This window comes from Lysinibacillus sp. NPDC096212 (assembly GCF_044763105.1).
GTDB lineage: Bacteria > Bacillota > Bacilli > Bacillales_A > Planococcaceae > Lysinibacillus.
In genome coordinates this window covers 117,806-129,625 of record NZ_JBIWFQ010000014.1, presented here as the reverse complement: position 1 = coordinate 129,625, position 11,820 = coordinate 117,806, and the positions used below count along the sequence as shown (strand labels likewise).

Genomic DNA, 11,820 nt, shown 5'->3' with positions numbered 1-11,820 from the left:
AAGTATCACCAGAAAAACTAACAGAATCATTAAACTATATCAACAACCGACCAAGAAAATGTCTTGGTTGGAAAACTGCAAACGAGGCTTTTAATGAGCAATTGTTGCACTTAATTTGACAAATCATCAAATGAATAAACGATATAAAAGCCCCTCCTAATCACTCGGCTATCGAGCGATTAGGAAGGGCTTTGATTATTCTCATTTTTGGAACAATGCAATAACCACTCCGAAAAACGTTTAGCGGTTATTACTCATGCGAATTAACCTTGCTGCGTTCACTCGCCTGGTCCTGTGCCGTTTGCTCCGACTGTGCCGGTAGTTCCGACTGTGCCGGTAGTTCCGACTGTTCCGACTGTTCCGACTGTTCCGTTTGCTCCGATTGTGTCGGTTGCTGCTCAGACTGCTCTTTCTTCATTCCGAGTTTTTTGCGAATAAAGCCCCAAATTGCGCCTACAGCCAGCACAAGCACGATCCCAAACTTCTTCAATAGAGGGATGAGCACTGCAAACAAGCTCGCTTTTTTGGCAACCGCTAGCCCCACGCCTCCAAGAATTAATCCAGTCAAGCCGAATTCAGCTACCTTATCGGTTTTTTTGTCAAAATCCTCATAGCGCTGACCTTGCTTTAAGTTAAACTGCTTTAGGATCTTGTTGTTAAACACTATACGATCAGCCTGCAAATTCGCCGGATCTGAGACGAGTATCGCTGAGATATAGCCTTTGCGGGATAGAATTCGCACATTGTAGTTAATAACACTGTTGTTCTGATTATCATGCGCCAATAAAGACCACGACAAACTATGTAATTGATTGTCGTAGAATGGAGCAACATCCCATTTGTCAACGAATATCTGATTTTCAGGGCTTGACTCCTTATTCATTTCTTTCGCACCTTCTTTGTAGCTTTCCAACAAGGCATCAGCATCGATTTCCGTTTTCTCGTCGTCTTCTATATGTCCAGGTTCTTCATATTCGAAATAAACGGCCCAAGTCTGATTTTCATCCTTTGGGAAAACCACACCGATTTCTGACCCGTTTGGTTCCATTCCGCCCTGAGTTAGATACTTTTTCGTATCTTCGGCATTAAGAAAAAGAAAATCACTGCCTAACTCCAGTTCCGCTAAATTGGTCCCTACGTCGACTTTCTGTCCACCTTCTACCCAATTCAGCTCCTCTTCGGCGTATGCGGGAACCGCACACGCCATTATAATAAGAATCATAACTGTTACTGATTTTAATAGTTTTGCAATCAATGATTTCAAAAATAGCTTCCTCCCAAATCTGTGTTCTTACGCTGCGGACGACTTGTCCTTATTTCCTTTAAATAAATGAATGCCTACTAGGACGGCGCCGATACCTGCAAAAGCAATTTCAACAAAGGTTTCGCCTCCGCCAAAAATTTTGCCAAAAACGGTAAATAATTTGAATTGTATACCGAATAGCGGCAGTATGAATGCACCTAACCCTAAAATTAAAAATATAATACCAGTACGTAACATAATTAACCTCCCCTTAATAATAAAAAATACTTCTGTAGACTATCATATAAACCAAAATGTGGCAATAATGTAAATAGTCATATAACTTCTGTAGTAATTATGAATCATTAGAAATAAAAGGTTATTTCTGGAGATTACGGATTTTCTATATAAAAACGATTTACCAACCAACTAACTAATATTAAAATCCGGTCGCATTGTTTATCTGTTCGAAAGCGAAGTAAGAGGAACAAACGTTTTCTGTAGCGAAAGCAAAGCGTCAGCTACAATTACGTTAATGTGAAATCGACAGCGATTTTTCGGAATTGATTGACAATAGTTCGGTTTTTATTGCTTTATTTTTGTGTTAACCTACTTTTAATTATAGTTAGCGCACAAGACTAGGACATTATAGGTGCTATTATATTTTAATTGGAGCAACTGGTTTACTAGTATACGTATATTGAGGATGAACTAGTAAGTTATAAATGAGGGTGGTATTGAAAAATGTCAATTGAAGTTATTTTTAAAGGTGTAGAAAATGGATCCAATGTAGCTCGACTGGGCGGATATAGCTTCTTGCCTGAAAGTATTGATTGGCCATTAAATCCAGATGGAGATAAATTAACACTTGTATTATGTTTACCGACGGATTTTCTTAATGAAACTCTAAATGTAAACTTACCAGAAGAACAAGTTCTATCCGTTTTTACAACGTATAAAAAAGATGATTACTTTTTAGATTCAATCACTTTTCATGGAGATGAAGAAGAGTTAAAAAATATTAAAAAAGGATATACAAAAGTTTTATTACACAAAGCAGGTGATGTTCGAAATGAATCAGACTTTCTAATACCAGCACAAGAGTTCGTTTTTGGAGATGAAGTAAATTTAGATTTAGAAGAAGTTGATGAAGAAGACTTTGATGATATTGAGATTTACTGTGGTTCGTTGATTGGCAATAAACCATCTTTGTTACAAGTAGAAAATATGGGTTTGGATGATTATCAATTTTGCCTACAAATTTATGGTGGTGATTTTCCTGAAGGATATCAAGATGTGTTTAGCCTTAGTGACTCGGTCGGATATTTGTTTTTAAATGAAAAAAATGATCAAAATCATGCAGGTGTTTTCTTTACACAATGTAGTTGAGCAATAATAAAAGTCGAAATAAATTAAAAGGGGAAGTAGGAAGTAGACTTAAATGAACAAAAATTCTAAAGGTAACATTAATGATTTTCTGAATAAAGATATTTTGTTTGAGAATTCTTGGAAGGAAATATCGACTTCCGAGATTAATGAAATTGTATCTGACGACTTTCCAGGAAAAAAAGATTTTATAGAGTTTTATCATGCTAAAAATGGAGGGATGTTTACTAAAGGGGCATACATTTACCCTGATCATTTTTATGAAATATTAAACAACGATTTTTTCTCGATAGAAATTGGTAGTTTTTTTCATATTCCATTAATCGAAGATAAGGATGATGATTCTAATTACACAATGTCTATTGAAAGAGCAAAAGATAGAAGGATAGATTACTCTGAGGACTTTGAGAACTTTGTTTTGTTTCATATCCCATTTGCTGATAATCATGCAGACAATGATTTTTGGATTGATATCCAAACAGGAGAAATAAAATATATGGATTACGAAGAAAGTTACGACCCTGATGATGCAATCGTTGTAGCACCGTCGTTTTTGGAATTTTGCAAACACATCCAGGCACAACCTAGGGAATTGAATTAGAAAGATATGTGGAGATAATAGGGAAATGGGTTCATCGACTCTATTGATAGCTAAAGAAAGATAGATGATCCATTAAAAAGATTTAGAGTAAATGCAATGGGGGATGATGAAATTGAGGATCTTTGGAATTATGCCTGAAGATAATGAAGCTGCAGAATTTGGCAATGCTCGATACATTAATCTAGCAATTGAGGAAATAAATAAAAACAATGAATGGTTAAAGAATAGCGATAAACCATATCAAGCAATGTTAACGCATATTGATATTTTAGTAATGCTCGCAAAAAGGTTTCCTGTTAATGCAAATTTATTGATTAAACAATATCAGACGAAGGAATGGAGAGAAACATTTAACGAATGGTTTAATAGGTGTGAAAAAAAGATACCATCTAAATATAGAGAAGGCATTAAAGCAAATGGGATGAACTCTTTACTGAATTAGAAAAATACGGCAATAATTTACGTTATTGATGCTATTACTAAAAAATAGTATTACAAAAGACGATCGGTATAAAAAAATTTATTTTTAGTGGAGGGTTAAAATGAATTTTATTAATGATAAACAGCTAATAGCTCCGTTTTTTTGGGTAGATCGTAGTAGTAGCTCGGCGTCCTTTTGTTTATATGTTGGTGAATATAAGCAAGAGATTTTTGATACACGAGCTGATGAGGGATTTGAAGGAGGAGGTTATGATTGGGAATCTTTAGCGATAGTCTTTCTTGAAGAAAAAATGCCTGAATTAAAAGGTATTGTCAATTTTGATTCCGAAGCCAGTATGTTTTGTGCTTATTCCTCTGATAAAAAAGCATTAGAGAAGTTTGCTATTTCATTTAAAAATACATGTGAAGATGAATCGACTATTACGGATTTATTTTCTCGTGCAGAATTAGATTGAAGGTATTATTTATAAACTTTTTCGGGCGAAACACATGCCAATAAACAATATACTCAATGCTATTTTTGTTTTCAGAAGAGGAAGCTCGAGAGAAACCTTGTCTTGGAGTTTAATAGGGGGAGTCTAGATAAAAAGGGGTGTAAATAATGAGAAGCTATGCATTTAATGATAGTATTGGCTATTTTGAGATAAACCCACTTTTCCTTGAGGAAGGTATACAGATTGCTGAGAAGGAAAATTACCATGCAATTCGAATCCGTAATTTGAATCTAGATGCAGATTTGAAATGTCATTTAGATTTTTCATCTTTCAACAACAAAACATTCATCAATAAATTACTAATTAACGATAATTTTAAATTATCCAAGTATCAAAATATAGAAGCATTATCTACATTAACTAATCTTACAAAAATCACTTTAGCTCAACCGATAAAGCTTGATTTGAACTATTTTAAAAAATTAGAGGAGGTTGTTGTTCGAAAAGATTACTATCTAAACTTAGATAAACTAGTAAATTTAAAAAGCTTATACGCAATTAAATATATTAAACCAGATTGTAAAGAGTTTTGTTCACTAAAATCATTAGAATTTTTGCGTCTTGACACCTCGACTAAGCTAAAATCTTTGTCTGGGATAGAGGATTTAGATTCCTTGAAATGGTGTTGGTTCCAGTATATAAATAATCTAGAAGATGCACACGCGCTTAGTAAACTAAAAGGACTTGAAAGACTTCATATCGAAAAATGTAAACAACTTACTGATCTAACATTTTTGGCAGGAAATAATACTATAAAAGAATTACAGGTTTCAGATGTTGATTCTCTTGAATTTGTGAAATCTATGAAAAATTTGCATAAAATAAATTTTTGGAACTGTAAAAGTGGAGATTTATCACCATTGTTAGAATGTCCATCACTAAGAGAGGTTGCGTTTCATCCTGAAAAGAGACATTACTCTCACAAAAAAGATGAAATAAATAATTTGTTACAAGAAAGAAAGTCCATATAATGGGCTAAAGGATTACGATATGAAAAAGTTGGATTTGCAGAATGAAAGAAGGACTGCTCAATGAAATTTTCATTTATTAAAGATAATAGTAGTCTTCAGTTTCCCTCAATAAAAAGTGATGAAATTGAACAAGTAGAAAGTGAACTAGGTATTATTTTTCCAAAAGAATTAAAGTTATTTTTGATGGAGATCGGTTATGGATCCTTTGTCGGCGAAGAAGAACTAGATGAAAATTGTGTTTTGAGTCCGTCGGCAATTAGAGATTTTCGATTAAGACAAGGTTCTTTTGAAGCTTACCCAAACTACGATGAAGAAAATAAATTAATCTTCTTTATTGGATGGGAGTCAGTGCCTTTTTCAATCGGATTAACAGATGGGGAACAAAATGCTGTCTATAATAACGAGAAGAAGATTGCAAGCTCTCTTGAAGAATTTTTAACAAAGATCATCGAAGATCCTGAAAACTTCCAACAGGATTAGTGCTAAAGATTAACATGGTACAAATGGTGAAAAAATCATTGTCATTGTGTAACGTAAAGAACTGTTTTAAGTATTGTTGAAGCTAAAATAGAAAGGTGATAATATATGGAATTTTATGAGAAAATCGAACAAGTAACTACAAAAGATCAATTTTTGGAGTTTTTAAATTTACTTACAAAGGATTTTAAACATAATGTTGATGAATGGGAAAATAAATCTATTGATAACTATCTTGAAGCAATTGAATCATGGATAGAGGTCATGGAAAGTTTCTATAAGAACAGTGATTTACCAGTACCAAATAACATCGATTGGAACTTCCTAGCCCAAATTTTTTATGTAGGTAAAATTTATGAATAACAACATGCTTCAATAATCAATGCGATTTTACATATGTGTGAATTGAATTTGCTTTTCCATAGAGTGGTAGAATATTTTAAGTGAAAGGAATGAGGGGTAAATATGGGAGAAACATTTGCGATTTTTGAAAAAGAGGGTATATTCTGTCCTACTTATCTAGAGGGAATAATACATACAGAGTTCTTTGAAAATGATCCTTTTGAAGCAAGAGACTCTGATGCTGGTGAATGGAGAAACTCAAGAGATAATATGACAGAGATGCCAGAAGAAGTATGGTTTGTTACAAAAGATATAAAATATAATTTTGATTTACGATTGGAGAGGGGGGATTTTTTGTATCGTTAGAATTTCTAAACCTATTACAGAAATTTGGAATCAACAATTTTCAATACACTAAAGTATATATGGTGAATAGGCATAAAAAAAGCATATCGTCAAAGGAATATTTTTATGTGCGATTTTTTGATAAGTTAGAAGATGAGATAGATATGGAGAAATCAAATATTGAATTCTATAAGCAAAACGGACGTATTAAAAAAATATGGGATTTACAACTGAAAAAATCAGATAATCTCCCAGATGTTTTTCTACTAAATAATACTAAGCTTTCAAGTATATTATTTTGTTCAGAAGAATTTAAAAAAGAAGCTGAAAAACTTAAATTGAAGGGCATTATTTTTGTCCCTTCTAATGAAGCTGATGTGTATAAACCTTAATATTGTATCGATTATTATTCATTAAACAGCGAACGATAAGTTATATTTTTTAAAACTTTTCTTTGAGTGGGAGGGGACATCAGAGGATGGTATTTTCTCTTTTTAAGAAAAAGAAAGCGCCACAGCAATTGAAAAATAGAGTTGAATTTTGCATCACAAACTTATCACTTGGAGCGGCAGATGCCTATGATATATTAAATGAAAGATCCGATATTGAAATTGAAGAATCGGGTTGTACATCACATTGTGAAATTTGTGAGCAAGGTATCTTCACCATCGTCAATGGAGAAGTTGTAACTGCAGATGATGCAGAGACATTAGTGAAGGCAATTGATGAAGAAATTAAACAAAACCCTCTTTATTGAAATGAAAACAGCTTGTTAGCATAAATCAACAAGCTGTTTTTTATATTTTGGTGAAGAGCCACTATACAGTTTACCAGCCTCGTACGTATTGCACTGGAGGTGTAACTTCTTCTCCCAATTCCTTAGCAGCATGAAGTGGCCAATATGGCTCGCGTAAAAGAACACGCGCTAGGAAGATTAAGTCAGCACGATTATTTTGTAAAATTTCCTCTGCTTGAATGGCTGTCGTAATAAGGCCGACTGCTCCAGTTGGAATATCAGCACCATGTTTAATCGCTTCAGCATGAGTTACCTGGTAGCCTGGAAAAACATTAATACGTGCTTGCACGACACCTCCTGTAGAAACATCCACTAAATCGATACCTTGTGATTTCATCCAACGACTGAAGACGATAAAATCATCCATTGTTGTACCATCTTCTGCATAGTCCTCAGCGGAAACGCGCACAAGTAAAGGGCCTTCCCAAACACTACGAATAGCATCGATGACTTGACGTAATAATCGATAACGATTTTCTTGAGAGCCGCCGTATTGGTCATTTCGTTTATTCGTTGCTGGTGATAAAAATTCACTAATTAAATAGCCATGTGCTCCATGGATTTCAAGAACATCAAAGCCTGCTTTAGCTGCCCGTACAGCTGCGTTTTTAAATGCTTCTACAACATATTCAATGTCTTCTAATGTCATTTCAGTTGGCGTTTTATAAGCATCGCTAAATGCAATGGCTGATGGCGCAAATATTTCTCCATCTACAGCTGCTTTACGTCCAGCGTGTGCAAGCTGTATGCCGGTGTTTGCTCCGTATGCTTTCATTCCTTGAACTAATTGACTTAAACCTTCAATATGAGCGTCATCCCATATGCCAAGATCGTTACTAGAAATACGACCCTCTGGTACAACACCAGTAGCTTCGACAATAATTAAACCAACTTGACCAGCAGCCCGCGTTGCATAATGTACTTGGTGGAAAGGTGTTGCAAGCCCATCATCCTGTGCCGAGTACATACACATCGGTGCCATCACAACACGGTTTTTTAAAGTGATATTTTGTAATTGATAAGGTTCGAATAATTTAGCCAATTTAAAGCCCCCTAATCCCTAGTGATATACTTTACCCCGCTTTAACGGGCAGTGATACTCCCACCTTTAATATTTTAACAAAAGTAAGAAGTTAGGTGGGAGATAAACTGCCCGTAAAAGCCCGATTCGTTCAACTAATAATCATTGGGGATGAAGAAAATCCCCAATGATTAAAGTTTCACTTTATTTTGCACACATTATTTACTATTTGCAAGTGATCGAGATCGAGCTTCAGCTTCTTTAATGCATGCTTCGATGGCTTCATTAAATCGATATTGTTCAAGAGCTTTAATTCCAGCTTCTGTTGTACCACCTGGACTTGTTACTTTCTGGCGTAATACATCAGGCTCATCAACGGATTGCTTCAGCATTTCCGCAGTACCAGCAAGTGTTTGCGTCATTAATAGTCGTACTGTATCCTTCGAGAGACCAACCTTTGTACCAACCCGTTCAAATGCCTCCATTAAATAATAAATATAAGCTGGCCCACTACCGGAAAGAGCGGTTACAGCATGTAATTGATCCTCATCTACCTCAATAACTGAACCAACCGCCTCTAAAAGCTGTAAAAAAATAACGCGTTGTTCTGCTGTCACTTTGTCATTAAAGGCAATCCCGCTCGCAGACATCCCAATAGTGGCAGAAGTGTTAGGCATAACGCGTGCGACTGGACGAGCACCTAAATGTTCTGTAATAGTAGTAATGGCAATACCAGCTAAAATAGAAAGAACGGCTGATTGCTCTGTAATTTTAGGCTTTAGCTCACGCATCGCTGCAACGGCATCTTTTGGTTTCATCGCTAAAATGATTAAATCAGCCTGTTGATAAATAGCATCATCAAAATTGCCATTCACATCATATGTGTCGTGTAAAAATTGTAAGCGTTCCTTGTCTGAGCGATTGGTGACGTAAATTTCTTGTGCTGTAAATACTTTTTGTTTAATCCAGCCTTGAATCAATGCCTCTGCCATAGAGCCTGCGCCAATAAATAGTATTTTTTTCATGATAAAACCTCCAGTTCAAATTCAATTTCGCCTTGGCGTAATTGCGTCCGGATTTTGAAAATCCGTGACATCCGCCGGAGGCTTTATCTTCATTCAGCTGTCGCTACCAAAACATTTGTAGCAGCCGGCTACTAAAACATTTGCTGAATGAAGATAAAAAAAGCGCTCCCGTCCTTATAAAGAAGGACGAAAACGCTGTTGTTTCCGCGGTACCACCTTTGTTTGCCAATTGGCACAACTCATAGCCCTTTTATCGCAAGGGAAACGGTTATGTTTTCATAACTGCTCAGAAGTAGGTTCGGTAATGGGAGCGGTGATGTCACTTTCAGCAAATGTAACACTCTCTAAGACACCTTCACCAATTACGTACTTGGCTTCATCAATGCACAAATATAATTAGATTATTCAAAATTATATTAATAATACGTCATCCTGTCAACAGGAGGGTGACGAAAAGAAGAAAAACTTGTAAAATAGAATGAATAGGTATTCACTAGTCGCATTAAAGGGGGAAACAGCTTTTGTCTATATACAAAATAGAAATACCAACACCCTATGAAGTAGGAGATGTGAATGCATTTGTTGTAAAAGGGGATGCATTGACCATTTTTGATGTTGGTCCAAAAACAATGGAAGCCTATGATGCGCTTAAATGGGGTATTCGAGCAGCTGGCTTTGATATGCGAGATATTGAACAGGTTGTGTTAACCCATCATCATCCAGATCATGCAGGTTGGGTGGATGCCTTTCCAAACGCAGAAATTTTAGGGCATGCCTATAACGATAAATGGCTTCGTCATGACGAGGATTTTTTACGTTACCATGTGCAATTTTACAGTGAGCGCTTATTTGAGCACGGAGTTCCTCAAGAATATATCCAGCCGAGTGTACATGTCCGCCGTGAAATAGAGCTTGTAGGTGAACGACCTTTAACACAAACTCTTAACGATGGGGATGAAGTGCCAGGACATCCTGGATTAAAGGCTATTGAAACATTAGGACACGCACAAAGTCACTTAATATTCTGGGATGAAAAAACTCATGATGTAATAGGTGGAGATTTATTACTTGCAAAAATAACGCCAAACCCATTAATTGAGCCACCACTAGACCGTACATTAGGACGTACTAAATCGTTACTACAATATAATGAATCACTAGAAATATTACGACGATTACCCGTAAAAAAGATGTATACAGGACATGGTGCTGAGTTAGAGAATATTCCTGAATTAATTGATAAACGATTAGAACGCCAGCATCAGCAAGCTTTGAAGGTTTGCGAATTATTTGGTGATGAATCATTAACTGCTGTACAAGTAACGAAGCGCTTTTATCCAGCAATTTTTCAACGTCAGCTTGGTCTGACACTGTCTAAAACGCTCGGTTATTTAGATTACTTAGAGGCCAACAATTTGATTACATCCACAAAATCTGAAGAAGGTATCTATTTATTTCATAGAAAGTAGGTGTAAATATGAGCGTGAATAAAAAGACTATCTTCGTGACAGGTGCAACAAGTGGTGTTGGACTGAAAATAACAGAATTATTAGTAGCACAAGGCCATTCGGTTTATGCTACAGGGCGTAATACAGTAGCATTGAAAGCATTAGAACGCGTAGGGGCAAACGTGATCCAAGCAGATTTAACTGATTTAGCTACTATTGATGAAGTATGTGCACAGCTACCGCCTCTCGATGTAGCCATTTTATCTGCCGGGGTAGGTAAATTCGGTATTGCACCTGAATTAACAGATGAAGCTATTAGACAAATGGTAGAGCTAAATGTTAGTGTGCCGATGTATTTAGCAAAACGTCTAGCAGCACCTATGATACAACGTCAGCAAGGTCAGTTAATCTTCATCGGCTCACAGGCAGGAAAGGTAGCGACACCTAAGGCTAGTGTTTATGCTGCTACAAAGCATGCAATTGTTGGCTTTACGAATGGGCTTCGTATGGAACTGGCTCCGTATAATGTTAAAGTCACTGCGATACATCCAGGTCCAATCGATACACCATTTTTAGATAAGGCGAGTGATGAAAGTGGCTATCGAGAGTCTTTAGGAAGATTTTTATTAACAGCTGAAGAAGTGGCACGCGCGACGATAAAAACAATCGAGCGCCCTGTACGAGAGGTTAATTTACCACGAATCATGGGGTTATCAAGTAAGCTTTATGCAATCGCACCTGCAACCGTTGAATTTTTAGGGAAATCATTTTTTAATAAAAAATAGGTATTTAACTGTAAGCATATTCGGGTAAAAATCGAGTATGCTTACAGTTTTTTTATTTTTAAAAATCCATTTCGTTGACAAAATCATTTATCTTCATTAATATTTAAGTTAGATAAAATATTAAGAAGAATAAATATTGTTTTAATTGAAAAGATTTTTGTTAGGTGAATTATTTGTTTAGTTTTGGAATTAACATATTTGAAATTTTATAGGAAGAAAATTAAACGATAAAGTGGGTGCAAAAATGGCTAAAAAGAAAAAAGATTGGATATTTAGAATTGGAGTAGTAGATGTGGATAAGGATCCTGAAGTAAAAGAAATAACGAAAGAGTTGGATGGAATTATTGATAATGTTGGGGAGATAGTTAATTCATTTAGGACAACTGAAACAGTAAAAAATGAAAATAAGTAGACAAAACACTTCGTTTGGTTAATATTTAAGTTA

Annotated in this window: 17 protein-coding genes and 1 pseudogene; 14 read left to right on the top strand and 4 right to left on the bottom strand. The window is 35.6% G+C overall.

Going from position 1 to position 11,820, the window contains the following annotated elements; all coding sequences use genetic code 11:
- A pseudogene (locus ACIQ7T_RS27990) lies at nucleotides 1-119 on the top strand (IS30 family transposase); the annotation flags it as partial.
- A gap of 131 nt (nucleotides 120-250) precedes the next feature.
- Here ACIQ7T_RS27990 and ACIQ7T_RS15215 read toward each other — a convergent pair.
- Nucleotides 251-1,264 carry a DUF2167 domain-containing protein gene (locus ACIQ7T_RS15215; protein ID WP_402871318.1) on the bottom strand — a complete coding sequence of 338 codons (1,014 nt, stop codon included), beginning with the start codon at nucleotides 1,262-1,264 and terminating at the stop codon, nucleotides 251-253.
- A gap of 27 nt (nucleotides 1,265-1,291) precedes the next feature.
- Entirely contained in the window at nucleotides 1,292-1,501 is a 210-nt protein-coding gene (locus ACIQ7T_RS15210; protein WP_370083380.1) for a hypothetical protein, read from the bottom strand.
- A 486-nt stretch (nucleotides 1,502-1,987) separates the two neighbouring features.
- On the opposite strand from ACIQ7T_RS15210, the gene ACIQ7T_RS15205 reads away from it, so the two are divergent.
- From ACIQ7T_RS15205 to ACIQ7T_RS15160, 10 genes are all read left to right on the top strand, one after another.
- Nucleotides 1,988-2,632 carry a DUF1963 domain-containing protein gene (locus ACIQ7T_RS15205; RefSeq protein ID WP_370083379.1) on the top strand — a complete coding sequence of 215 codons (645 nt, stop codon included), beginning with the start codon at nucleotides 1,988-1,990 and terminating at the stop codon, nucleotides 2,630-2,632.
- 52 nt (nucleotides 2,633-2,684) lie between these two features.
- A complete protein-coding gene (locus ACIQ7T_RS15200) occupies nucleotides 2,685-3,230 on the top strand; it encodes an SMI1/KNR4 family protein (protein ID WP_370083378.1) in 546 nt (181 codons plus the stop codon).
- Between the two features lie 112 nt (nucleotides 3,231-3,342).
- On the top strand, nucleotides 3,343-3,672 hold the full coding sequence (locus ACIQ7T_RS15195) for a hypothetical protein (protein ID WP_370083377.1): 330 nt from the start codon (nucleotides 3,343-3,345) through the stop codon (nucleotides 3,670-3,672).
- A gap of 100 nt (nucleotides 3,673-3,772) precedes the next feature.
- Nucleotides 3,773-4,126 carry an immunity 51 family protein gene (locus ACIQ7T_RS15190; protein WP_370083376.1) on the top strand — a complete coding sequence of 118 codons (354 nt, stop codon included), beginning with the start codon at nucleotides 3,773-3,775 and terminating at the stop codon, nucleotides 4,124-4,126.
- 146 nt (nucleotides 4,127-4,272) lie between these two features.
- Nucleotides 4,273-5,136 (top strand): leucine-rich repeat domain-containing protein, encoded by an 864-nt coding sequence (locus ACIQ7T_RS15185; RefSeq protein WP_370083375.1) that lies wholly within the window; start codon nucleotides 4,273-4,275, stop codon nucleotides 5,134-5,136.
- Nucleotides 5,137-5,196: 60 nt separating this feature from the next.
- Nucleotides 5,197-5,616 (top strand): SMI1/KNR4 family protein, encoded by a 420-nt coding sequence (locus ACIQ7T_RS15180; protein WP_370083374.1) that lies wholly within the window; start codon nucleotides 5,197-5,199, stop codon nucleotides 5,614-5,616.
- 105 nt (nucleotides 5,617-5,721) lie between these two features.
- Nucleotides 5,722-5,976, top strand: coding sequence for a DUF7660 family protein (locus tag ACIQ7T_RS15175; RefSeq protein WP_370083373.1), 255 nt, complete (start codon nucleotides 5,722-5,724; stop codon nucleotides 5,974-5,976).
- Nucleotides 5,977-6,078: 102 nt separating this feature from the next.
- The gene (locus tag ACIQ7T_RS15170) at nucleotides 6,079-6,321 is read left to right on the top strand and encodes a hypothetical protein (protein ID WP_402871311.1); all 243 of its coding nucleotides are present in this window, start codon (nucleotides 6,079-6,081) and stop codon (nucleotides 6,319-6,321) included.
- The gene (locus ACIQ7T_RS15165; RefSeq protein ID WP_402871324.1) at nucleotides 6,291-6,692 is read left to right on the top strand and encodes an Imm43 family immunity protein; all 402 of its coding nucleotides are present in this window, start codon (nucleotides 6,291-6,293) and stop codon (nucleotides 6,690-6,692) included. The genes ACIQ7T_RS15170 and ACIQ7T_RS15165 overlap by 31 nt, the downstream gene beginning before the upstream one ends.
- A gap of 86 nt (nucleotides 6,693-6,778) precedes the next feature.
- The gene (locus ACIQ7T_RS15160) at nucleotides 6,779-7,057 is read left to right on the top strand and encodes a YuzB family protein (RefSeq protein ID WP_402871308.1); all 279 of its coding nucleotides are present in this window, start codon (nucleotides 6,779-6,781) and stop codon (nucleotides 7,055-7,057) included.
- Nucleotides 7,058-7,127: 70 nt separating this feature from the next.
- On the opposite strand, the gene namA is transcribed toward ACIQ7T_RS15160, so the two are convergent.
- Together namA and proC are read right to left on the bottom strand one after the other, a co-directional pair.
- On the bottom strand, nucleotides 7,128-8,138 hold the full coding sequence (gene namA, locus ACIQ7T_RS15155; RefSeq protein WP_402871305.1) for an NADPH dehydrogenase NamA: 1,011 nt from the start codon (nucleotides 8,136-8,138) through the stop codon (nucleotides 7,128-7,130).
- Nucleotides 8,139-8,335: 197 nt separating this feature from the next.
- On the bottom strand, nucleotides 8,336-9,142 hold the full coding sequence (gene proC, locus ACIQ7T_RS15150) for a pyrroline-5-carboxylate reductase (protein ID WP_370083368.1): 807 nt from the start codon (nucleotides 9,140-9,142) through the stop codon (nucleotides 8,336-8,338).
- A 521-nt stretch (nucleotides 9,143-9,663) separates the two neighbouring features.
- Between proC and ACIQ7T_RS15145 the strand changes: the two genes are divergently transcribed.
- From ACIQ7T_RS15145 to ACIQ7T_RS15135, 3 genes are all read left to right on the top strand, one after another.
- Nucleotides 9,664-10,611, top strand: a complete 948-nt coding sequence (locus ACIQ7T_RS15145) for an MBL fold metallo-hydrolase (RefSeq protein ID WP_402871301.1) — start codon at nucleotides 9,664-9,666, stop codon at nucleotides 10,609-10,611.
- A gap of 8 nt (nucleotides 10,612-10,619) precedes the next feature.
- Complete coding sequence (locus ACIQ7T_RS15140) at nucleotides 10,620-11,375, top strand: SDR family NAD(P)-dependent oxidoreductase (RefSeq protein ID WP_402871298.1); 756 nt, start codon at nucleotides 10,620-10,622, stop codon at nucleotides 11,373-11,375.
- A gap of 244 nt (nucleotides 11,376-11,619) precedes the next feature.
- On the top strand, nucleotides 11,620-11,787 hold the full coding sequence (locus tag ACIQ7T_RS15135) for a hypothetical protein (protein WP_249105020.1): 168 nt from the start codon (nucleotides 11,620-11,622) through the stop codon (nucleotides 11,785-11,787).
- Nucleotides 11,788-11,820 lie beyond the last annotated feature (33 nt).